The 21,210-nt window shown below is 64.0% G+C and carries 19 protein-coding genes; 9 read left to right on the top strand and 10 right to left on the bottom strand.

From position 1 onward, the window contains the following. Position 1: 1 nt before the first annotated feature. Positions 2–1,420 carry an allantoinase PuuE gene (gene puuE / locus MESOP_RS01755; protein WP_013891598.1) on the bottom strand — a complete coding sequence of 473 codons (1,419 nt, stop codon included), beginning with the start codon at positions 1,418–1,420 and terminating at the stop codon, positions 2–4. A 201-nt stretch (positions 1,421–1,621) separates the two neighbouring features. Between puuE and uraH the strand changes: the two genes are divergently transcribed. From uraH to xdhC, 4 genes are all read left to right on the top strand, one after another. Continuing rightward, on the top strand, positions 1,622–1,996 hold the full coding sequence (uraH, locus tag MESOP_RS01750; protein ID WP_013891597.1) for a hydroxyisourate hydrolase: 375 nt from the start codon (positions 1,622–1,624) through the stop codon (positions 1,994–1,996). A 3-nt stretch (positions 1,997–1,999) separates the two neighbouring features. Next, entirely contained in the window at positions 2,000–3,481 is a 1,482-nt protein-coding gene (gene xdhA / locus MESOP_RS01745; RefSeq protein ID WP_013891596.1) for a xanthine dehydrogenase small subunit, read from the top strand. Further along, entirely contained in the window at positions 3,481–5,847 is a 2,367-nt protein-coding gene (xdhB, locus tag MESOP_RS01740; protein ID WP_013891595.1) for a xanthine dehydrogenase molybdopterin binding subunit, read from the top strand. Before xdhA ends, xdhB begins: the two co-directional genes overlap by 1 nt. A 61-nt stretch (positions 5,848–5,908) precedes the next feature. Next, positions 5,909–7,000, top strand: a complete 1,092-nt coding sequence (gene xdhC, locus MESOP_RS01735; RefSeq protein WP_013891594.1) for a xanthine dehydrogenase accessory protein XdhC — start codon at positions 5,909–5,911, stop codon at positions 6,998–7,000. Between the two features lie 11 nt (positions 7,001–7,011). Here xdhC and MESOP_RS01730 read toward each other — a convergent pair whose 3' ends face one another. The 3 genes from MESOP_RS01730 to MESOP_RS01720 form a co-directional block, all read right to left on the bottom strand. Further along, the gene (locus tag MESOP_RS01730; protein WP_013891593.1) at positions 7,012–8,265 is read right to left on the bottom strand and encodes an LLM class flavin-dependent oxidoreductase; all 1,254 of its coding nucleotides are present in this window, start codon (positions 8,263–8,265) and stop codon (positions 7,012–7,014) included. Then, on the bottom strand, positions 8,262–9,215 hold the full coding sequence (locus MESOP_RS01725; protein ID WP_013891592.1) for an LLM class flavin-dependent oxidoreductase: 954 nt from the start codon (positions 9,213–9,215) through the stop codon (positions 8,262–8,264). The genes MESOP_RS01730 and MESOP_RS01725 overlap by 4 nt, the downstream gene beginning before the upstream one ends. Before the next feature lie 128 nt (positions 9,216–9,343). Continuing rightward, positions 9,344–10,264: a LysR family transcriptional regulator gene (locus MESOP_RS01720; RefSeq protein ID WP_013891591.1), complete on the bottom strand. Its 921-nt coding sequence runs from the start codon at positions 10,262–10,264 to the stop codon at positions 9,344–9,346. A 236-nt stretch (positions 10,265–10,500) separates the two neighbouring features. Between MESOP_RS01720 and MESOP_RS01715 the strand changes: the two genes are divergently transcribed. The 4 genes from MESOP_RS01715 to MESOP_RS01700 all read left to right on the top strand — a co-directional run bounded on the left by MESOP_RS01715 (position 10,501) and on the right by MESOP_RS01700 (position 15,158). Further along, positions 10,501–11,718: a urate hydroxylase PuuD gene (locus MESOP_RS01715; protein WP_013891590.1), complete on the top strand. Its 1,218-nt coding sequence runs from the start codon at positions 10,501–10,503 to the stop codon at positions 11,716–11,718. A 2-nt stretch (positions 11,719–11,720) separates the two neighbouring features. Next, positions 11,721–13,037, top strand: a complete 1,317-nt coding sequence (gene guaD / locus MESOP_RS01710) for a guanine deaminase (protein ID WP_013891589.1) — start codon at positions 11,721–11,723, stop codon at positions 13,035–13,037. Positions 13,038–13,392: 355 nt separating this feature from the next. Beyond that, positions 13,393–13,896 carry a heme-degrading domain-containing protein gene (locus MESOP_RS01705; RefSeq protein ID WP_013891588.1) on the top strand — a complete coding sequence of 168 codons (504 nt, stop codon included), beginning with the start codon at positions 13,393–13,395 and terminating at the stop codon, positions 13,894–13,896. After that, positions 13,893–15,158, top strand: coding sequence for a glycerate kinase type-2 family protein (locus MESOP_RS01700; protein WP_013891587.1), 1,266 nt, complete (start codon positions 13,893–13,895; stop codon positions 15,156–15,158). Before MESOP_RS01705 ends, MESOP_RS01700 begins: the two co-directional genes overlap by 4 nt. Positions 15,159–15,167: 9 nt before the next feature. Here MESOP_RS01700 and MESOP_RS01695 read toward each other — a convergent pair whose 3' ends face one another. From MESOP_RS01695 to MESOP_RS01685, 3 genes are read right to left on the bottom strand one after another with little or no spacing between them, the layout of a single operon-like run. Further along, positions 15,168–15,848, bottom strand: coding sequence for a UdgX family uracil-DNA binding protein (locus MESOP_RS01695; protein ID WP_013891586.1), 681 nt, complete (start codon positions 15,846–15,848; stop codon positions 15,168–15,170). 57 nt (positions 15,849–15,905) lie between these two features. After that, complete coding sequence (locus tag MESOP_RS01690; protein WP_013891585.1) at positions 15,906–17,306, bottom strand: glutamine synthetase family protein; 1,401 nt, start codon at positions 17,304–17,306, stop codon at positions 15,906–15,908. Positions 17,307–17,317: 11 nt separating this feature from the next. Beyond that, positions 17,318–18,697, bottom strand: coding sequence for an aspartate aminotransferase family protein (locus MESOP_RS01685; protein WP_013891584.1), 1,380 nt, complete (start codon positions 18,695–18,697; stop codon positions 17,318–17,320). 158 nt (positions 18,698–18,855) lie between these two features. On the opposite strand from MESOP_RS01685, the gene MESOP_RS01680 reads away from it, so the two are divergent. Continuing rightward, positions 18,856–19,308 (top strand): hypothetical protein, encoded by a 453-nt coding sequence (locus tag MESOP_RS01680; RefSeq protein ID WP_013891583.1) that lies wholly within the window; start codon positions 18,856–18,858, stop codon positions 19,306–19,308. Between the two features lie 15 nt (positions 19,309–19,323). On the opposite strand, the gene MESOP_RS01675 is transcribed toward MESOP_RS01680, so the two are convergent. From MESOP_RS01675 to MESOP_RS01665, 3 genes are all read right to left on the bottom strand, one after another. After that, positions 19,324–20,298 carry a WD40 repeat domain-containing protein gene (locus MESOP_RS01675; protein ID WP_013891582.1) on the bottom strand — a complete coding sequence of 325 codons (975 nt, stop codon included), beginning with the start codon at positions 20,296–20,298 and terminating at the stop codon, positions 19,324–19,326. A gap of 107 nt (positions 20,299–20,405) precedes the next feature. Further along, entirely contained in the window at positions 20,406–20,933 is a 528-nt protein-coding gene (locus tag MESOP_RS01670; RefSeq protein WP_013891581.1) for an acetyltransferase, read from the bottom strand. Next, on the bottom strand, positions 20,930–21,208 hold the full coding sequence (locus MESOP_RS01665) for a type II toxin-antitoxin system TacA family antitoxin (RefSeq protein WP_013891580.1): 279 nt from the start codon (positions 21,206–21,208) through the stop codon (positions 20,930–20,932). Before MESOP_RS01665 ends, MESOP_RS01670 begins: the two co-directional genes overlap by 4 nt. Between the last annotated feature and the right edge of the window lie 2 nt (positions 21,209–21,210).

The raw sequence follows: 21,210 nt of genomic DNA, 5'->3' as shown, positions 1-21,210 counted from the left end.
CCTATTGCGGTAGCATGTCCCTGAGGCGGAGCAGCGCGATGCGCTCGACCTGTTTGCAGGCGGTCTCGAATTCGACGCCGCGGCCGTTGCCGATGCGGGCTTCGAATTCCGCCAGGATTTCCTCCTTGGTCTTGCCCTTCACCGCGATGATGAAGGGGAAGCCGAAGGTGGTGACGTAGGCGGCGTTGAGTTTGGAGAACAGTTCGCGCTCCTTGTCGGTCAGCGCGTCGAGACCGGCGGAGGCCTGTTCGCGGGTCGATTCCGCGGTCAACCGCCTGGCCTTGGCCAATTTGCCGGCAAGGTCGGGATGGGCGTTGAGCACGCCGAGCCGCTCGGTCTCGCTGGCGGAACGGAAGATGCGGCAAAGCGCGTTATGCAGGCCGCCGGCTGTGTCATGCGCTGTGCCGAGCTCAAGTTCATAGGCGCGTTCGGCAATCCACGGCGAATGCTCGAACACGCCGCCGAAGCTGTGAACGAAGGTTTCGAATTCCATTTTCGACGGGCGCAGCGCCGCCTGCCTGTAGGGATGATTTTCCTGCCAGTGCCTGGCGATGTCGATGCGCCGCGCCAGCCAGACCTTGTCGTGCGACTTCACATAGTCGACGAAGCGCTTCAGCGCCGCCACTCGGCCCGGCCGCCCGACGAGCCGGCAATGCAGGCCGATGTTCATCATGCGCGGCCGGCCCGCCTTGCCCTCGGCATAGAGCGTGTCGAAGCTGTCCTTGAGGTAGGCGAAGAACTGGTCACCCGAGTTGAAGCCTTGCGGCGTGGCGAAGCGCATATCGTTGGCGTCGAGCGTATAGGGGATGATGAGCTGCGTGCCGCCCGCATGCTCGAACCAGTAGGGCAGTTCGTCGTCATAGGTGTCCGACACGTAGTCGAATCCGCCCTCTTCTGCGACCAGCCGCACCGTGTTGACCGAGGTGCGGCCCGTATACCAGCCGGTCGGGCGCTGGCCTGTGACCTCGTAATGCAGCTTGATCGCGGCTTCGAGGTCGTGGCGTTCGTCCTCGGCGCTGTGGTCGCGGTAGTCGATCCATCTCAGCCCATGCGAGGCGATTTCCCAGCCAACCTCCTGCATGGCCGTCACCTGGTCGGGCGAGCGTGCCAACGCGGTGGCGACGCCGTAGCAGGTCACCGGCACCTGGCTCTCGCTGAACAGGCGCAGCAGCCGCCAGAAACCGGCCCGCGCCCCGTATTCGTAGATCGATTCCATGTTCCAGTGGCGCTGGCCCACCCAGGCCGCGGCGCCGACGATCTCCGACAGGAAGGCTTCCGAAGCCTTGTCGCCGTGCAGCACGCAGTTTTCGCCGCCCTCTTCGTAGTTGACGACGAACTGCACCGCGACATGCGCTCCGCCAGGCCATTTCGGATCCGGCGGATTGGCTCCGTAGCCGCGCATGTCTCTTTCGTAACGCATCGTCCCTCCCGCGGGGCATCGCCCGAAGTATGATCAGGATATCGAAAGGGTGCTTCTCGCATTCCCCCGAAAATTTTTGAAAGTGTTTTTGTCGCACTCCGCTCGACCGGGACTTATGCATCGCCTTTAATTGGCGCACAATTCATCACTTGTGTTCGATTGTACCAGCCAGTTCGTTCAACTGGGAAAGGGAGGCGGCCAATGGCAGAGACGTCGAAAGCCGATGGCGGACGCCTGACGACCCATGTTCTCGACACGGCGACCGGCAAGCCGGCGGCGGGCCTGTCGATCGCTCTTTACCGTCTCGACGGTGCCGCCCGCACGCTTCTGAAGACGGTCGCGACCAACGCCGATGGCCGCTGCGATGCGCCATTGCTTGTCGGCGGTGACTTCCGCACCGGCGAATACGAGCTGATCTTCGCGGCGGGCGACTATCTGCGTGGCCAGGGAACAAAGCTGCCCGAGCCGGCTTTCCTCGACAGGGTGCCGATCCGCTTCGGCATGGCGGAGGCGGTGCACTATCACGTGCCCCTTCTGATCTCGCCCTACGGCTATTCGACCTACAGGGGGAGTTGAGGCATGGCCAAGGTCAATATCCGCAACGAAATCCGTTTCATCCTCAATGGCAGGGATGTCGTGCTGTCTTCGGTGGCACCCGACACGACCTTGCTCGACTGGCTGCGGCTCGACCGCTCGCTGCGCGGCACCAAGGAAGGCTGCGCCGAGGGCGATTGCGGCGCCTGCACCGTGCTCGTCGGCAAGCTCTCGGCCGGCGGACTGGTCTATGAAAGTGTCAACGCCTGCATCCGCTTCCTTGGTTCGCTGGATGGCACCCATGTCGTGACGGTCGAGCATTTGCGCGGCCTGCCCGGCCAACTGCACCCGGTGCAGCAGGCAATGGTCGATTTCCACGGCTCGCAATGCGGCTTCTGCACGCCGGGCTTCATCATGTCGCTCTACGGCCTGTGGATGAGATCATCGGCCCCATCGAACACGACGATCGAAAAAGCCCTGCAAGGCAACCTTTGCCGCTGCACCGGCTACGAGGCGATCATGCGCGCCGCCCACGCCATCTCCAGCTACGGCAAGGCGGCGAAAGACCCGCTGGCGGCGGAGCGCGAGGCAATCACGGCAAGGCTCGACGCCATGCATGACGGCGCGCGGGTCGAGATCGGCGCCGGCAAGGCACGGCTGGTGGTGCCGGCCAATGTCGATGATCTCGCCGCCATACTGGACAAGGAACCCACGGCCACCATCGTTGCCGGGGCGACCGATGTCGGCCTGTGGGTGACCAAGCACATGCGCGATATCTCGCCGGTGATCTTCATCGGCAATCTCGACGGGCTTTGCACGATCTCCGAAGACAAGGGCGTCATATCGATCGGCGCCGGCGTCACCTACACCGAAGCCTTCTCGACGCTGTCGAAGCGCATCCCCGCGCTCGGACCATTGTTCGACCGCATCGGTGGCGAACAGGTGCGCAATATGGGCACCATCGGCGGCAACATCGCCAACGGCTCGCCGATCGGCGACACGCCGCCGCCATTGATCGCGCTCGGCGCGCGGCTGACGCTGCGCAGGGGCAAGAAGCGGCGCACGATCCCGTTGCAGGATTTCTTCATTGCCTACGGCAAGCAGGATCGACAGCCGGGCGAGTTCGTCGAAGCCGTGCACGTTCCTGTCCCCGCCAAGGGGGCGAAATTCGCCGTCTACAAGATCACCAAGCGCCGCGACGAGGACATCACGGCCGCCCTTGGCGCCTTTTTCCTGACGCTGGCCAAGGACGGCACAGTCGCCGACATCCGTATCGCCTATGGCGGCATGGCGGCGACGCCGAAGCGCGCAACCGCTGTCGAGAAGGCACTGCTCGGCAAGCCCTGGACCGAAGCGACGGTCGAGGCGGCGATGACTGAGTACGCCAGGGATTTCACGCCGCTCACCGACATGCGCGCGTCAGCCGAATACCGGGCGCTGGCAGCGAAGAACCTGTTGTTGCGCTTCTTTGTCGAAACCACCGGCACCAGGGCACCATTCCAGGTGTCACGCAACGAGGCGGCATGATGAACAAGCACGCCACCGCTAGTCTCAAGGCTGAGAAAATCGTCGGCGGCGTCGCCACCGACCAGCGGCATGATTCCGCCCACAAGCATGTCAGCGGCACGGCGGTCTATATCGACGACATGCCGGAACCGGCCGGCACGCTGCATGGCTGCCTCGGCCTTTCGGCTGCGACCCATGCCACGATCGTCGAGATGGACCTCTCGGCGGTGCGCACCGCGCCGGGCGTCGTCGATGTGCTGACGGCAAAGGATGTGCCGGGCGAGAACGACATCTCGCCGACTGGCCGCCATGACGAGCCGGTGCTCGCCGACGGCAAGGTCGAGTTCTACGGTCAGCCGATCTTCTGCGTTATTGCCGAGACTCGCGAACAAGCACGCCGCGCCACCAGGCTGGCCAAGGTCGAATACAAGGCATTGCCCTTCGTCACCGATATCGGCGACCTCGACCCGAGGAAGGACAAGTTGGTCACGCCGCCTCTCACGCTGAGACGCGGCGACGCGGCGGCCGCGATCCGTCAGGCGCCGCGCCGGCTGAAGGGAAAGATGCGCGTCGGCGGGCAGGAGCATTTCTACCTCGAGGGCCATATCGCCATGGCCGTTCCCGGCGAGGACCAGGACGTCACCATCTACTCCTCGACCCAGCATCCGAGTGAAGTCCAGCACATGGTGAGCCATGCGCTCGGCGTGCCGAGCAACGCCATCACTGTGGAAATCCGCCGCATGGGCGGCGGCTTCGGCGGCAAGGAAACACAAGGCAACCAGTTTGCGGCATTGGCCGCGATCGCCGCCAAGAAGCACCATCGCGCGGTGAAAATCCGGCCCGACCGCGACGACGACATGATTGCCACTGGCAAGCGCCACGACTTCCTCGTCGACTACGAAGTCGGCTTCGATGACGAAGGCAACATCCTCGGCGTCGACTTCATGTTCGCGGCGCGCTGCGGCTTTTCGTCGGACCTGTCAGGCCCGGTCACCGACCGCGCACTGTTCCACTGTGACAACACCTATTTCTGGCCGACGGTGCATGCGCAGTCGGCGCCGCTCTACACCAACACCGTATCCAATACCGCTTTCCGCGGGTTTGGCGGCCCGCAAGGCATGGTCGGTGCCGAACGCGTCATCGACGAGGTCGCCTTCGCGGTCGGCCAGGATCCGCTGGAAATCCGTAAGAGGAATTTCTACGGCACCAGTGGTGATAGCGAGGGGGGCCGCAACATCACGCCCTATCACCAGACGGTCGAGGACAACATCATCCAGCGCATCGTCGGCGAACTGGAGGAAAGCGCCTCCTATGCGCGGCGAAGGCGGGAGATTTCGGCCTTCAACGCCAACAGCCGTTTCATCAAGCGCGGCCTGGCGCTGACGCCGGTCAAGTTCGGCATTTCCTTCACCGCCACGCACTACAACCAGGCCGGTGCGCTGGTGCATGTCTACACCGACGGTTCGGTGCATCTGAACCATGGCGGCACCGAGATGGGGCAGGGCCTCTACCTCAAGGTCGCGCAGGTGGTGGCCGAAGAATTCCAGATCGACCTCGACCAGGTGAAGATCACGGCGACCACAACCGGCAAGGTGCCCAACACCTCGGCCACTGCGGCGTCTTCCGGCTCCGATCTCAACGGCATGGCCGCGCAGAACGGTGCGCGTCAGATCAAGGACCGGCTCATCGATTTCGCCGCCGAAAAGTACCAGGTGCCGCACGACCAGGTGGTTTTCCTGCCCAACCGGGTGCGCGTCGGCAACCAGGAGATCGCCTTCGCCGACCTCGTCAAGCAAGCCTACATGGCGCGCATTCAGCTTTCGGCGGCGGGATTCTACAAGACGCCGAAAATCCACTGGAACCGCGACAAGGGACAGGGTCGCCCCTTCTACTATTTCGCCTACGGGGCTTCCTGCTCGGAAGTCTCGGTCGACACGCTGACCGGCGAATATGTGGTCGAGCGCACCGACATCCTGCACGAAACCGGCCGCTCGCTGAACCGGGCCATCGATCTCGGCCAGATCGAAGGTGGCTTCATCCAGGGCATGGGCTGGCTGACAACGGAAGAACTGTGGTGGGACGACAAGGGACGGCTGCGCACCCATGCGCCGTCGACCTACAAGATCCCGCTGGCGTCAGACCGGCCGAAGATCTTCAACGTGACCCTGGCCGACTGGCCCGAGGCGAGCGAGCCGACGATCCACCGCTCCAAGGCGGTTGGCGAGCCGCCCTTCCCGCTCGGCATGTCCGTGCTGCATGCATTGTCGGATGCGGTGGCCAGTGTCGCCGACCACAAGATCTGCCCGCGTCTCGATGCTCCTGCAACGCCGGAACGCGTGCTGATGACGATCGAGCGGCTGAAGAGAGAGGCCAGGGCTGGCGCCTAAGTCGCCAAAACGTGCAAAATCAGCGTGAAAAGCCTATATTTCCCAATTGGGAATGCAAATGATGAACTCGAAAGTGCAAAGCCTGAAAGCCTTTCTCGCCAGCGCCCACCGGGTCGCCCTGGTCGAAGTGGCTGACACCAAGGGCTCGACGCCGCGCGAGAAGGGCGCCTTCATGCTCGTCTCGGCATCGGCCACCTTTGGCACGATCGGCGGCGGCCAGCTCGAATACATGGCCATCGACAAGGCCAGGCAGATGCTTTTCTCCCCCCTCGAGGGGGGAGAGGAGCGATCGGCCGTGGGCCGAGAAAAAGCCAACGATTTGGCTTTTTCAGCGACGAGCGCCCGGAGCCATAGCGAAGGGCAGGCCGCGAAGCGGCCAGAGGGGGTCCTCTCAAAAGGCACCGCAAGGACGTCGAGACCGGTCGATCCGACCCCACCCGGCGGCTTTGCCGCCACCCTCCCCTCAAGGGGGAGGGGAACCCGCATCGCAGCCGACGAAGTCCGCGCCACGCTCGACGTGCCGCTGGGGCCCGAAATTGGCCAATGCTGCGGCGGGCGCGTCGAAGTGCTGATCCGGCTTGTCGATGCCGCGCTTGCCGCCGATCTGATTGCGGGCGCCGAAGCCGAACAGGCCCACCTGCCGCATGTCTACATCTTCGGCGGCGGCCATGTCGGCCAGGCGCTGGCGTCGACGGTAGCACTTCTTCCCGTCCACGGCGTCATCATCGAAACGCGGGCCGAAGCGCTGGAAGGCATGCCGGAGACCGTTGAGACGCGGCTGACGCCGATGCCGGAGGCCGAGGTGCGCAACGCTCCTGCCGGCACCGCATTCGCCATCCTCACCCATGACCACGCGCTGGACTTCCTGATCGTCGCCGAAGCGCTGAGGCGCGGCGACACCGCCTATGTCGGCATGATCGGCTCGAAGACCAAGAAAGCGACCTTCAGGAGCTGGTTCCTGAAATCGGCTGATGGCACGGAAGCGGAGTTTGCTCGCCTCGTCTCGCCGATCGGCGGTGATGCGGTCAAGGACAAGCGGCCGCAAGTTATTGCAGCGCTGGCGGCGGCTGAGATCATGACGGCGCTGGTTATTCACAACACGGCCTTAAATGCCGGCCATCCGGCCCCGCGCGGCAAGGTGATGGCCGGCTAAGCTGTGCCGACTCAAGCCGGCCGCTTCAAGCCCAGATGGTCGCGCAGCGTTCGGCCTTCATAATCCCTGCGGAACAGGCCGCGCCGCTGCAGCTCCGGCACCACGAGTTCGCAAAAGGCATCGAGTTCGCCGGGGAAGTAAGACGGCATGACGTTGAAGCCGTCGGCCGCGCCGCCTTCGAACCGCGCCTGCAATTCGTCGGCGATCTGGGCCGCCGTGCCGACGATACGCCAATGACCCCTGGCGCCGGCGAAATGACGGGCAAGCTGGCGGATGGAAAGGCCGTCGCGGCGCGATTGTTCGATGACCAGCGCCTGCCGGCTCTTCATCCCCTCGCTTTCCGGCAGTTCGGGCAGCGGCCCGTCGATCGGATATCGCCACAGATCGGAGATGCTGAGATAGCTGGACAGCAGCGCCACGCCGACATCGTCGGGGATCAGCTCCTGCAACGCCTCGAATTTTTCCCGGGCCTCGGCTTCCGTTTCCGCCACCACGGGCGCGACGCCGGGCATGATCTTGATGTCGTCCGGCTCGCGTCCATAGGTTGCCATGCGCCCCTTGAGGTCGTCGTAGAAGGCCTTCGCCTCCTCGAAGGTCTGCGCCGCCGTGAACACCACATCGGCGGTGCCTGCGGCCAGATCGCGGCCGACATCCGAGGCGCCGGCCTGGACCATGACCGGCGCGCCCTGCGGCGAACGCGGCAGGTCGAGCGGGTCGCGAACCGAAAAGCTCTGGCCGTCATGGCCGGAGGCGCCGAGCTTTCCGTGCCACAGCCTAGTGACCACCTCGGCGAATTCGCGCGCCCGCTCATAGCGGTCGGCATGGGGCTTGAGGCCGGTCGAGCCGAAATTGGCAGCCTCGATCGGGCTGGCCGATGTCACCAGGTTCCAGCCGGCCCGGCCATCGCTCAGATGGTCGAGCGAAAGAAACATCCGCGCCAACCCGTAGGGCTCGTTATAGCTTGTCGAGGCGGTGGAGACGAGGCCGATGCGGCTGGTCTGCACGGCGAGCGCCGAAAGCAGGCTGATCGGCTCGAAGCCGATCGAGCGCGACGTCTGGCTGGCGATGCCGACGTTGGCCTCGCGCAGGCCGGCGGCGTCTTCGCAGAAGATCATGTCGAACTTCGCCGCCTCCGCCGTGCGCGCCAGCTGGATGTAGTGATCGATGTCGATGCCGGCGGTTACATGCGCCTTGGGGTGGCGCCAGGCGGCGATGTGGTGGCCCGTCGCCCACAGGAAGGCGCCGAGCTTCATCTGCGCGGTCATTGGTCCCCTCCGCCGGCAAGACCAAGATGCGAGCGCAACGTCGTGCCGCGATAGCTCTCCCGCAAAAGGCCGCGCCGCCGCAGCTCCGGCAACACGCGGCCGACGAAACCGTCCAGTGCCGGGGGCGGCATCGCGATGTTGAACCCATCGCAGTCTTGCGAGCGGAACGATGTATCGAGACGATCGATATCGACGCCGACATTCAGCAGCACCTTGACCGAGCCCGGTTCGCGTCCGCAGGCGGCCACGTGCCGCTTCAGATCGTCATGACGCGCCTTGGCGTCCTGAGCGGATCCGTCCAGGAGGATGACGTCGGCGGTCCGGGCGGCGATATCCATGTCGGCTTCGGACAGAACGGACAGCAGCAGCACCGGCTTATCCTGCAGCGAGCGCGCGACGTTGAGCGGGCCGCGCACGGAGAAAAATTCGCCCTTGTGGTCGAGCAGGTGCATTTTGTCGGGATCATGGAAGCGGCCGCCGGTCTTGTCGAAGAGCAGCGCATCCGCATCCCAGCCCTGCCACAAGCCGTGGACGATCCCGATATATTCCTCGGTGCGGCGGCGGAAATCATCGTTGGAAAATCCATCCGGCCGGCTGAAATTGGCCGCCTCGCGTGGCGCCTGCGCCATCGTCGCGTGCCAGCCGGCGCGGCCATGACTGATGATGTCGAGCGAGGCGAAACGGCGCGCCAGATTGTAGGGCTGGTGGGCGACGGTCGAGGCCGCGGCGACCAGCCCGATCCTGCTTGTCACGGTCGCCAATGCGGCCAGCAAGGTGGTCGCTTCGAAGGGGCTACTGGATACGGGGGCATCTGGCGCGGAGTCTTCAAGGATAATCATGTCCAGCCCGACCGCTTCCGCCTGCCGGACAAAGCCGGCCACATCCCTGAAAGTGAGCGCGCTGGTCTGGCCGGCCATGGAAGCAATGTTGAGCGAAACGGTGAGATGCATTGTGGTTTGCTCGTCGCGCAGCCATCGACCATGAGGCCGTGCACGCGAACCTAAGTTCGCCTCTGCGTAAGGCAACCCCTTCGACTGGGCCAGGAGCCGTTCACTTGCCAGCCAGCCCCTTGTCACCTCTACTTGCCGGCCAGAAGATCCTTGATCAGCCGCTGGCAGCGCTCCGCCATGAAGTCGAGCAGCAGCCGCACCTTGGGGTCCTGCAGCTTCTTGTGCGGATAGACGGCCGCGAACTGCACTGGCGTCGGCGGCGTGTTGCTCAGGATCACCTTCAGCCGCCGGTCGCGGATGAACGGTTCGACCTCGAAGCGCGGCTTGTTGATGATGCCGCGTCCCGATAGCGCCCAGCCGGTCAGCACGTCGCCATCGTCCGTGTCGTAGGGGCCATGCACCTCGAATTTCTGCGGGCCGGTGGGAGTTTGCAGTGTCCATACATATTCGCGCGCGCCGGAGTAGCGTAGCATCAGGCAGTCGTGCTTCTTGCCGATCAGCTCCTGCGGCTCCACTGGCTCGCCGCGCGCCTCCAGATATTTCGGCGCCGCCACCAGCACGCGCTCGCATTCCATGATGCCGCGCATCCTGAGGCTGGAATCCTCGATGATGCCGAGCCGAAAAGCGACGTCGATGCCTTCCTTCATGATATCGACATTATGGTCCGAGAGCCTCAGCCGCACCTCGATGTCAGGGTATTTATCGTGGAAATCGGGAATGCCCGAGGCCACCAGCCGGCGGCCGAGGCCGAGCGGTGCGGTCACGCGGATGGTACCGCGCGGCTGGCCGGACAGCGCCGAGACGGCGGCCTCCGCTTCGGTGATCGCTTCCAGCACCTGCTTGGCGCCCGCATAAAAAACCGTGCCGTGCTCGGTCGGCATCAACTGCCGCGTGGTGCGGTTGAACAGCCGCACGCCAAGATGCTTTTCCAACTCCTTGATGCGGTTGGAGGCGACCGCCGGCGAAATGCGCATGTCGCGGCCCGCCGCCGACAGATTGCCGAGTTCGACGACGCGGACGAAAACGGCGATGTTGTCGAGATAGGCCATGCGGAGCACCTTCGCCGGTTTGCAGCGATTAGCCTAGCGCATGACCCCGAAAAATCGGAATCGATTTTCGGAAAGGATCATGCGCCAGATCAAAGTGCTACAGCGTCCTTTGCGCGTCCAAGAGGACGCGCGGCGCTGTAGTATTTTCCATTTTTTTTTGAAAGTCATCGTACACCTCGCCTCTTTTCGTTTGCGCGGGACACCGTAAAGTCGCGTCATCGGCAGGGACTACGTCAATGATGGATTTCGCGATTTTCTGGGACTGGCTGAGCTTCGCCGTGCGCTGGCTGCATGTCATCACCGGCATCGCCTGGATCGGCTCGTCTTTCTATTTCGTCGCGCTCGATCTCGGCCTGCGCCAGCGACCGGGCATGCCTGTCGGCGCCTTCGGCGAGGAATGGCAGGTGCATGGCGGCGGCTTCTACCACATCCAGAAATATCTGGTGGCGCCGGCCGAGATGCCCGAACACCTGACCTGGTTCAAATGGGAATCCTACGCCACCTGGCTGTCAGGCTTCGCCATGCTGTGCGTGGTCTATTATGCCGGGGCCGATCTGTTCCTGATCGATCCCAACGTGCTGCCGATGTCGGTACCCGTGGGCATCTTGCTGTCTATGGCCACGATCGGCGTCGGTTGGGTGGTCTATGATCTCCTGTGCCGCTCGCCGCTGGGCAAAAGCGATACCGGCCTGATGCTGGTGCTCTACTGCGTGCTCGTGTTCATCGCCTGGGGGCTCACCCATTTGTTCACCGGCCGCGCCGCCTTCCTGCATCTGGGCGCCATCACCGCCACGATCATGTCGGCCAATGTCTTCATGGTCATCATCCCCAACCAGAAGATCGTCGTCGCCGACCTCATCGCCGGCCGCAAGCCCGATCCGAAATACGGCAAGATCGCCAAGCAGCGCTCGCTCCACAACAACTATCTGACGCTGCCGGTGCTGTTCCTGATGCTGTCGAACCACTATCCCCTGGCGTTCGGGACCGAGTTCAACTGGATCATCGCCTCGCTGGTGTTCATCATCGGCGTGCTGATCCGGCACTATTTCAACAGCGTCCATGCGCGCAAGGGCAACCCGCATTGGACCTGGCTGGGCGCCCTTGTCCTGTTCATCATCATCATCTGGCTGTCGACCGTGCCGAGGGTGCTGACCGGCGAACCCAAGCCATCCGCATCGGCGGAACTCTATATCGCCTCCGCGCATTTTCCCGCCGTGCGCGACACCGTGCTCGGCCGCTGTTCGATGTGCCATGCGGCGGAGCCGGTCTATGAGGGCATCTACCATGCACCCAAGGGCGTGATGCTCGACACCGACGCGGGCATCGCCGAGCATGCCCGCGAGATCTATCTGCAGGCCGGACGCAGCCACGCCATGCCGCCTGCCAATGTCTCGCAGATATCAGACAAGGAGCGGGCGCTGCTGGTGACCTGGTTCGAAGGCGCAGGGAAATAGGCATGATTTCGATACTTCTGCGCGGCCGCACGCTGTCTTTCGAGCGCTGGCCGCAAACCATCGACGACCATTCGGCCTGGCGCTACGAGGAAGACGGCGGCCTGCTGATCGGCGATGGCAGGATCGTCGCCGCAGGCGCCTATGCCGATGTCGAAAAGCAGGCTGGCGAGGCGGTGAAAAAAATCGACCACCGGCCGCATCTGTTGCTGCCCGGCTTCATCGACGCGCATGCGCATTTTCCGCAGATGCAGGTCATTGCTTCCTATGGCGCCGAACTGCTCGACTGGCTGAACACCTACACCTTCCCGGAAGAGACGAAGTTCGCCAACGCGCAGCATGGACGCCGCATAGCGCGGCTGTTCCTCGACGAGATGGTGCGTCACGGCACCACGACGGTCGTAGCCTACTGCTCGGTGCACAAGGCCTCCACCGAAGCCTTCTTCGCTGAGTCGCACGACCGCAACATGCTCAACATCGCCGGCAAGGTGATGATGGACCGCAATGCGCCCGACGGCGTGCTCGATACGCCGCAATCCGGCTATGACGACACCAAGGCGCTGATCAAGGAATGGCACGGCAAGGGTCGCCAGCTTTATGCCATCACCCCGCGCTTCGCCATCACCTCGACGCCGCAGCAGATGGAGATGGCTGGAGCGCTCTGCCGCGAGCATCCCGACCTGCACATGCAGACGCATCTGTCGGAAAACCACGCCGAGATCGCCTTCACGCAGGAACTCTACCCGTGGTCGCGCGACTACACCGACGTCTACGAACATTACGGGCTGCTGGGCAAAAAGAGCCTGTTCGGCCACTGCGTCCATCTCTCCGAGCGTGAGGCGGACGCGCTGTCGGACAGCGGCTCGGTGGCGGTGTTCTGCCCGACCTCGAACCTCTTCCTCGGCTCCGGCCTGTTCGACTATCAGCGCTACCGCAAGCGTGACAAAGCGCTGCGCATCGCGGCCGCCACCGATGTCGGCGGCGGCACCAACTATTCGATGCTGCGCACCATGGACGAGGGCTACAAGGTGATCGCGCTGAATGGCGAGAAGCTGAACCCGTTCCAGTCCTTCTGGCAGATCACGCGCGGCAATGCCGAGGCGCTGTCGGCGGTGGAAAGGATCGGCACGCTGACCGAAGGCACCGATGCCGACATCGTCGTGCTGGATGCGAACGCCACGCCGGCGATGCGGCTCAGGATGGAAACGGTCGAGACCCTGGCGCAGGAATTGTTTCTCCTGCAGACGCTGGGCGACGACCGCGCGGTGCGCGAGGTCTATGTGGCCGGGCGGGCAGCGAAGACAGACATGGTCGCGGGTTAAGACCGACCGCCGAGGGGAGAGGACCGCAACTCGATGGAGTGGGGGGTCGATCTTCGCGGGGGACAAGATGATGATTGCGCCTGATTGTTAAGTGGTTCCCCCACTCCGTCGCCGCTTCGCGGCGCCACCTCTCCCCCCTCCGGAGGGGGGGAAGGGGACCTCTGCTTCGCAAGACGGGTGCCGGTTCGGACAGCTTGGCGCGCTTCCTCTACCCCGTCGATCGGGAGAGAGGTGTCGAGCGAAGCTCGACGGAGTGGGGGTCGACGCTGGCGGGGCAAGACGACCGCTGCGACATGTGCTTGACCAGGCAGAGCTTGTCGTACAAACGACGTGTGACGATTTTCGGAGGAAGAAAATGGCCGTTGCCGAAGACATCGCTCTGATCAAGAGACAGGAAGAAGCCCTTGTCTTTCCCGCCTTCGACGAGGCTGTCGCTTTCAAGATCGGTTCGGCCATCCGCGACCGCGCGCTTGCCGAGAACATGCCTGTCATCGTCGACATCAGGACTTTCGACCGGCCGCTGTTCTATGCCGCCATGCCGGGTTCGAACGCTTCAAACCCCGACTGGGCGCGGCGCAAGATCAACGTCGTCAGGCGGTATCTCAGGAGCACCTATCGGCTGGTCCTGGAACAGCAGCGCCCGGACCGCACCTTCAAGGTCGGCGAAGGCCTCGACATCTCGGACTATGTGTTGGCCGGCGGTGGTTTTCCGGTCACGGTCAAGGGCTCCGGCGTCATTGGCGTGATCGCTGTGTCCGGCCTGCCGGAGCGCGAGGATCACGGCGTGGTCGTCGATGCGCTGTGCGCCCACCTGGGCATCGACCGCCAAGAGCTTGCCTTGCCGCCGGAAGCCAAATGACAGAACTCGACCCCAAGGCTTTCCTCATCTCGATCTTCGACGCCGCCGTCGCCGCCGCCGATCCGGAGCGCACCATCAGGGATCATCTGCCGGCCAGACCCAAGGGCCGCACCATCGTCATTGGCGCGGGAAAAGGCTCGGCGCAGATGGCGGCGGCGTTCGAGAAGGTATGGGACGGGCCGATCGAAGGGCTGGTCGTTACCCGCTACGGCTATGGTGCCAAATGCGAGCGCATCGAGATCATCGAGGCGGCGCATCCTGTGCCGGACGCCGCTGGCCTCGAAGCTTCGCGGCGATTGCTGGAAAAGGTCCGGGGGCTGACCGCGGACGACCTGGTCGTAGCGTTGATTTCCGGCGGCGGCTCGGCGCTGCTGCCGTCGCCGGCCGCCGGCCTGACGCTCGCCGACGAGATTGCCGTCAACGAGGCGCTGCTTGCTTCCGGCGCGCCGATCGCTGCGATGAACACCATCCGCAAGCACCTTTCCACCATCAAGGGTGGCCGGCTGGCGGCCGCCGCATGGCCGGCCAAGGTGGTGTCGCTGGTTGTCTCCGACATTCCCGGCGACAATCCGGCACTCGTCGCTTCCGGGCCGACCGTGCCGGACGTTGGCAGCCGAGAAGATGCGCTGGCATCGATATCGGCCTATGGCATGAAGGTGCCCGCTGCGGTGATGGCGCACATCAATTCGCCGGCTGCCGATGCGCCAGATCCCGATGACCAGCGCTTTTCGCGCAACGAGGTGCATCTCATCGCCTCGGCCGGCGTCTCTCTGGAAGCGGCAGCCGCGGAAGCCAGTCGACAGGGCATCGAGGCGGTCATCCTGTCGGATGCCATCGAGGGCGAAGCGCGTGAGGTCGGTGGCGTCCATGCGGCGATTGCGCGTGAGGTCGCGACGCGCAACCGGCCATTCCAAAAGCCAGCGCTGATCCTGTCTGGTGGCGAGACAACCGTGACTTTGCGCGCCAAGGGCAAGGGTGGCCGCAACTCGGAATTCCTGCTTGCCTTCGCCATCGGCATCAACGGCGTTGAGGGTATCCACGCCTTGGCCGCCGACACGGACGGCATCGACGGGTCGGAAGACAATGCCGGCGCCTTCGCCGATGGTTCGACCGTTTCGCGCATGCGGGCGGCGGGTGTGGATGCCAAGGCCATGCTGGCGGGCAACAACGCCTGGACGGCGTTCAATGCGGTCGGCGACCTGTTCGTGCCAGGGCCCACGGGCACGAACGTCAACGATCTCAGGGCGATCCTTATACGTTAGGGCAACAACTCAAGCAGCCATCAACCGCTTCACCTCTCTCATATCCTTCAGGAAGCGCTCGCGCTCGGCTTCCTTGTCCGCAGGCTCGCGGATGCGTAGGATGAAGGAAGGGTGGATGGTGATGAACACACGCAGGCCGTCCTCGCGCTCGATCACCTGGCCGCGCATCTTCATCACCGGTGTCGCCTTGCCAAGCAGCGACAACGCCGCCGTTGCGCCGAGCGCCACGGCAAGGTTCGGCTTGATCAGGTCGAACTCCTGGTCGAGCCACCAGCGGCAGGCCTGAACCTCGCCGGCATTGGGTTTGGAGTGGATGCGACGCTTGCCGCGTGGCTCGAATTTGAAGTGCTTGACCGCGTTGGTGACATAGACTTTTTGGCGGTCAACGTCCGCGTCAACGAGGATAGCATCGAACACCCTGCCCGCCGGGCCGACAAATGGTTTGCCGGCGAGATCTTCCTGGTCACCCGGCTGTTCGCCGACGAAAATCACCTTGGCGTTGTCAGGACCCTCACCGAAGACGGTCTGTGTCGCATTGCGCCACAGCGGACAGCGACGGCAACCTTCTGCCGCGTCGCGCAGTTCCGGGATCGAGTTGGCATCAGTCTCGTCCGATATCAACTCGGCGCGCGGCACGGAAACGCGCCGGGCTGGCATCTTCGCATTGCGCGGAAGGCCTGTGGTCGCCATCATCCTGCCTCGTCCATTCCAATATTGAAATGGCCGAAGCGGGCGATAGTTCCCTGCTCAGACCTCGTGCAGGTAGAGATGATAATCCAGCTCGCTCACCGTGCGCGCGACACGCAAATATTCGGACTGCTTGATCGCCACGAAGGTGCGGTGCAAATCCTCGCCGAGCGCACCCTTCAGGAAGCTGGATGTCCTCGCGGCCTCGATGGCGGCGCGCCAGTCGGCCGGCATCGTCGTGCGGGTGACGGCAGCCTCATAGCCATTGCCCGTCGTTTCGGGGCCGGGATCGAGCCCCTCGTCGAGGCCCTTGATGATACCGGCGAGCACTGTCGCGGCGATCAGGTAGGGGTTGGCGTCGACACCGGACGGCCGGTGCTCGATGCGCCGGTTCTTGGCGTCGCCCGCCGGCACGCGCAACGCCACGGAACGGTTGTTGACGCCCCAGGTCGGTGCCACCGGGGCGTAGGATTGCGAGACGAAACGCCGCCAGGAATTGGCGTGCGGCGCAAACACCAGCATCGATTCCGCCATCGTCTGGATCAAGCCGCCGAGACCGCGCAGCAGCGGCAGCGACCAGTTTTCGCCGCCGGCTTCCGAAAATACGTTTCGGCCCACCTTGTCCTGCAGCGAGACGTGGAAATGCATGCCCGAACCGGCGTATTTCTCGATCGGCTTGGCCATGAAACAGGCGGTGACGCCGTGACGGCGCGCCTGTGCCCGCACCAGCCGCTTCAGCATGACGAGGTCGTCGGCCGCCCGCATCACGTCCTTGCGGTAGTTCAGCGTCAATTCGTACTGGCCCGGCGCATATTCGGAAATCACCGTCTCGGCCGGAATTCCCTGCACCTTGGCGGCCGCATAGATGTCGGAGAACAGCGGCTCCATGCCGTGCAGATGGTCGACGGAATAGACTTCCGTCTTGCCCGAGACACGGCCGTCAAGCACCGCGCGCGCCGGCTGCACCTTGCCGTCGGCATCGCGTTCGTTGGCCAGCAGGAAAAATTCGAGTTCGAAGGCACCGGCCGGATAGAGCCCCTTGGCCGCCAGTATGTCGACTTGCCGGGCCAGTGCCAGCCTCGGGTCCGAAGACATTGGCTGGCCTTCGAGATGGTACATCGCCATCAGCACCTGGCCGCGCGGCGGGTTGGTGCCATGGAGCGGCACAAGCGTGCCGGGGATCGGCCATGCCCGGAGATCGCCGTCGCCGGTCGTCCAGATCAGTCCGGTTTCATGCACATCCTCGCCGGTGATGTCGAGGCCGAGAATCGAGATCGGCATGTGGCGGCCGCCCTCGAAGATGCTTTTCAGCTCATGCCGGCGCACGATCTTGCCGCGGCCGACGCCATTGGCGTCTGTCAGCACGATATCGAAGGCTTCGATCTCGGGATGGGCGTCGAGAAAGGCTTGCGCCTCGGTGGGCGAGGAGCCCGAAGGTGAGGTCACGATGGCATTGTCCATGGCCGCTTGTCTCATGCCGCAAGCTTTGCCGCAACCGCGCCGAAGGCGGCGATCAGCCGGTTGACCTGGGCGCCTGAGGTCGCTGGCGAGATCAGCATCATGTTGTGGAAGGGCGCGATCAACACGCCGCGATTGACCAGCGCGACATGGATGGCGGCTTCCAACTCCGGCGCATGCGCGCCTTCCGCCTCGGCGCCATTGCGCAGCGGGCCGGGCGCGCAGATGAACTCGACGCGGGCGCCGACACGGGCGACATGCCAGGGCAGATTGTAGCGGTCGATCACGCCGGTCAGGCCGGCATCGAGCCGCCGCGCCAGATGGTCCATGCGGTCGTAATTGTCCTCGGTCATCACCTCTTCGAGCGTCGCGCGCATGGTGGCGAATTGCAGCGGATTGGCCGAGAGCGTCGTGCCCATGCCGGAATAGCCGGGCTCCTTGGTCCTGTTGTAGTCGGCATAGCGCGAGGCGACCTCGTCGCTCATGCCCCACACGCTCGCCGGCACACCGCCGGCGATCGGCTTGCCCAGCACGAACAAGTCCGGATCGAGTCCATATTTCCTTGTGTAGCCGCCCGGACCGGTCGAGATCGTATGCGTCTCGTCGATCAGAAGCAGCGTGCCAGTCGCGCGGGTGAGACGCCGCAACGCATCGTGGAAGCCGGGATCGGCCAGAACCATGCAGGAATTGGTCAGCACCGGTTCCGCGATGACGCAGGCGACATCCTTGTCCTTGAGCGCTGCCTCAAGCGCTGGAATGTCGTTGAACTCGATGACCTTGGCCGTACGGGTCAGGTCGCGGAACTCGCCAGCCAGTCCCGGCCGGTTGATTGGCTTGCCGTCGATCAGCCGCACCATCGTCTCGTCCACCGAGCCGTGATAGCAGCCGTTGAAGACCAGGATCTTTTCCCTGCCGGTGACGGCGCGGGCGACACGCAGCGCAAAGCGGTTGGCGTCGGTCGCCGTCGTCGCGATCTGCCAGAACGGCAGGCCGAAACGCTGCTGCAGCAGCGGCCCGATGGCGAGCGCGTCTTCCGAAGGCAGCATATAGGTCAGCCCGCGGCCGGCCTGGCGGCGGATGGCGCGCGCCACCGCTGGCGGCGAATGGCCGAACATCGAGCCGGTGTCGCCGAGGCAGAAATCGTCGAGCCTGTTGCCGTCTATATCGGTGATCGTGGCGCCCCTGGCGCTGTCGACCAGGATCGGAAATGGCGTTGGCCAGTCATTCATCCAGTGCATCGGCACGCCGCCGAAGAAGCCGGGCAGGCCGTTGCCGACCTTCGCTTGCGATTTCGGCCGTGCCTTGCGGAACACTTCTCCTTCGGTCTCGCGCAGATTGGCGATGCGGTCGCGGCTGATGCCACCGATGGCCGTCTTTGACATGTCGCTGTGCATGGAAACCCCTTTGACAGGTTCCTCTTAGCCAATTCGGGTCGGCGACCGCAATTGGCCGCGCGTCTGTCCTGCATTGGCTCAGCCGTCAATGGCGGTGCTTGACCGTGCCCGAGAACTCAGCGTCAATGCTGCCGGCAATGGCAACACGGGGGGCAAAAATGCGGACGATCATCTGCGTGACGGCGCTGTTGCTGTCGGTCGGCACGGCGTTCGCCACCGGCGGCATCTGGTGCTCGGTCGATGACACGGCGGTGAAATTCCAGGTCGATGCCGGCGTCACCACCGGTATGGGCGGCCCGATCTTCAACTTTCGCGGTGATCTTGAAATCAAGGCAAGGCCTGTCGGCGACCAATCGCGAAAGACCACGTTCGAGGATTCCAACCTCACCCAGTACTGGCTCGACAACAAGGAACTGCGGCTCAACATCTACCACGAGCAGGAGATGGCCAAGACCTTCAGTTCCGTCGAGCTGACGATCCTGACCAGGGCCAGCGACGAAGGCGTCTATGATGGGGACTACAAGCTTGCCGTCTATGACAGCACGGCCGACAAGGACAGCGACGGCAAGCCGGTCGATCTGACAGGCAAGGTTTCCTGCAGCGCCGAATGATCCGCTATTTCGAAGCTACGCCGTGATGTCGATGACGCCGCAGTCGCCGGCGGCACTGCCGAAGGCGATGCGGCGTTCTTCCTTGTCCCACATCATCGAGGTGATCGCGCCCTTGCCGGGCCGCCGCAACAGCACTTCCTTGGCATCCGAGAAGCGCACCGCCATCACCATGCCGTCATCATAACCGACGGCGACGACATCCTGGCTCGGGTGGCAGGCAACAGCCGTCACCATGGCGTTGCCGCGCGTGCCGAGTTCCAGAGGCGCCTTGCCCATCGGGCCGTCCTTGCCTGAAAACGGCCAGACGATCGCCGCCGGCGCGCCGGAACTCGCCAGCCATTTGCCTTTGACGCTCCATGACAGGCTTTTGACCTTGCCGGGATAGCCGGTCATGCGCATGTGCTTGCCGTCCGCCAGCTTCCAGCCGTGCAAGGCGTTTTCCTGCATGGTGGTGACGAGGAAGGCGCCGTCGGGCGAAAAGGTGATGCCGGTGTGGGCGCCAGCCCATTCGAGTTCCACCGGCTTGCCCTCGGCAGCCGGGAAATGCAGCGTCGCGCCATTGTAGCGGGCAACGCCGAAGCGCATGCCCTTGGGCGAAAACGCCAGCCCCTCGACCGAGCGCGGATGGACGAATTCCCGGGTCTTGCCGTCGGCGAAACGCACGAAGGCGGTTTTCCCCGTCGCATAGGCAATGGCGCCCTGCGGTCCGGCCGCGACGCTGGTGATCCATTTCTTGCCGGCGCTTGCCAATTCCTGTGCCTCGCCGCCCGCCTTCACGGCAAACACCTTGCCGTCCTCACCGCCGGTGATCAGCCGGTCGTTGGCTGCGTCGTGGAAGGCCGCGAGCAGCCCGTCATTGGCCTGAACCGTCTTGTGGCCATTGTCGAGCCGGTGGACGGCGCCATCGGCCAGCACGAAATGCGGCACATCGCCGAGGAAGACGGCGGCAAGGCAGTGGCCTTCGAGATCAAGCGGGGCGACGGTGGGCATGGCTATCTTTGTTCAACCGGACGAAATTGGAGAGGCGTGTTCGGGCGGCTTACTCGACGTTTGCAGTTCCGGCAACCGGGAGGACAGGCAAAGTGGCGCGAGGCTTGTCAAAGCAACCCCTTAAGTCGTAGATCGGTTGCGAATGTCGCCAGGGGCATCGCCAGGGTCAAATCCGATCCTTGAAGGCGCTCGGCACCGTAGCTGGCGTACCATTTCGCAGCGCGCTCGCTCTTGGCGTCGATAATGAGCAGGATGCCCCCACCCTCGCTGGCAAGCCGCAGGCAGCGCAATGCCGCCGCGGCGAGCAATTGGCCTCCAAGTCCTTGTCCTGCGGCGGTGCGGTCGGTTGCGAGGCGGGCGAGCTTGAAGCCGGAAACCTCGTGCCGTGCCAAGCCCTTCGTCATGGCTGCCGGCACGTTTCCATGAACGACGGCAGAGGGCGCGATTGTGTAGAAGCCGAGAATTCGTTCCGGCGCCGCGTCATCAATCGCACAGAAGGTCTTGGCGGCATTCTGCTCGTGACTTTGCCGTGCGAAACGCCGCATAAAATCATTCATTTGCGCATCGCCGCAATCGAAGGAAGTTCGATTGTGCCGTTTCGCAATCGCCTCTTCGTGCCAGGACGGAAGCGTCACAGCGTATCTGGCAAGGCCGCAATCGCTGCCCGCAGCTTGGCGTTGGGTTTCGGCGGGTGCTCCAAAAGGTCGAGTATGCGCGTGAAATCGCGGTCGGATACTTTCGTGACCTCGGCCGCTTCGATCACGGCCTGAGCTTCGGGCACCACCTTGTTGAGGATGAAGTCAGCCACGTCCTGATGCGACAGGGCAGCCGCCCGCGCGATCATCGCCTTTTGCGCCGGCGCAATGCGGATTTGATAACGCTCGGTCTTATTGTCGGCGGTCCGCGGCATGG

The organism is Mesorhizobium opportunistum WSM2075, assembly GCF_000176035.2.
GTDB lineage: Bacteria > Pseudomonadota > Alphaproteobacteria > Rhizobiales > Rhizobiaceae > Mesorhizobium > Mesorhizobium opportunistum.
This window is presented reverse-complemented; position numbering and strand designations above follow the sequence as displayed.

What these genes read in the sequence shown, in the direction of transcription:
- MESOP_RS01695 (WP_013891586.1), bottom strand. Translation starts at nt 15,848, where the DNA reads ATGGCGACCACAGGCCTTCCGCGCAATGCGAAGATGCCAGCCCGGCGC.
- MESOP_RS01715 (WP_013891590.1), top strand. Translation starts at nt 10,501, where the DNA reads ATGATGGATTTCGCGATTTTCTGGGACTGGCTGAGCTTCGCCGTGCGC.
- MESOP_RS01725 (WP_013891592.1), bottom strand. Translation starts at nt 9,215, where the DNA reads ATGCATCTCACCGTTTCGCTCAACATTGCTTCCATGGCCGGCCAGACC.
- MESOP_RS01690 (WP_013891585.1), bottom strand. Translation starts at nt 17,306, where the DNA reads ATGGACAATGCCATCGTGACCTCACCTTCGGGCTCCTCGCCCACCGAG.
- MESOP_RS01700 (WP_013891587.1), top strand. Translation starts at nt 13,893, where the DNA reads ATGACAGAACTCGACCCCAAGGCTTTCCTCATCTCGATCTTCGACGCC.
- xdhA (WP_013891596.1), top strand. Translation starts at nt 2,000, where the DNA reads ATGGCCAAGGTCAATATCCGCAACGAAATCCGTTTCATCCTCAATGGC.
- MESOP_RS01705 (WP_013891588.1), top strand. Translation starts at nt 13,393, where the DNA reads ATGGCCGTTGCCGAAGACATCGCTCTGATCAAGAGACAGGAAGAAGCC.
- MESOP_RS01680 (WP_013891583.1), top strand. Translation starts at nt 18,856, where the DNA reads ATGCGGACGATCATCTGCGTGACGGCGCTGTTGCTGTCGGTCGGCACG.
- xdhB (WP_013891595.1), top strand. Translation starts at nt 3,481, where the DNA reads ATGAACAAGCACGCCACCGCTAGTCTCAAGGCTGAGAAAATCGTCGGC.
- MESOP_RS01685 (WP_013891584.1), bottom strand. Translation starts at nt 18,697, where the DNA reads ATGCACAGCGACATGTCAAAGACGGCCATCGGTGGCATCAGCCGCGAC.
- MESOP_RS01665 (WP_013891580.1), bottom strand. Translation starts at nt 21,208, where the DNA reads ATGCCGCGGACCGCCGACAATAAGACCGAGCGTTATCAAATCCGCATT.
- MESOP_RS01720 (WP_013891591.1), bottom strand. Translation starts at nt 10,264, where the DNA reads ATGGCCTATCTCGACAACATCGCCGTTTTCGTCCGCGTCGTCGAACTC.
- xdhC (WP_013891594.1), top strand. Translation starts at nt 5,909, where the DNA reads ATGAACTCGAAAGTGCAAAGCCTGAAAGCCTTTCTCGCCAGCGCCCAC.
- puuE (WP_013891598.1), bottom strand. Translation starts at nt 1,420, where the DNA reads ATGCGTTACGAAAGAGACATGCGCGGCTACGGAGCCAATCCGCCGGAT.
- MESOP_RS01730 (WP_013891593.1), bottom strand. Translation starts at nt 8,265, where the DNA reads ATGACCGCGCAGATGAAGCTCGGCGCCTTCCTGTGGGCGACGGGCCAC.
- MESOP_RS01675 (WP_013891582.1), bottom strand. Translation starts at nt 20,298, where the DNA reads ATGCCCACCGTCGCCCCGCTTGATCTCGAAGGCCACTGCCTTGCCGCC.
- guaD (WP_013891589.1), top strand. Translation starts at nt 11,721, where the DNA reads ATGATTTCGATACTTCTGCGCGGCCGCACGCTGTCTTTCGAGCGCTGG.
- uraH (WP_013891597.1), top strand. Translation starts at nt 1,622, where the DNA reads ATGGCAGAGACGTCGAAAGCCGATGGCGGACGCCTGACGACCCATGTT.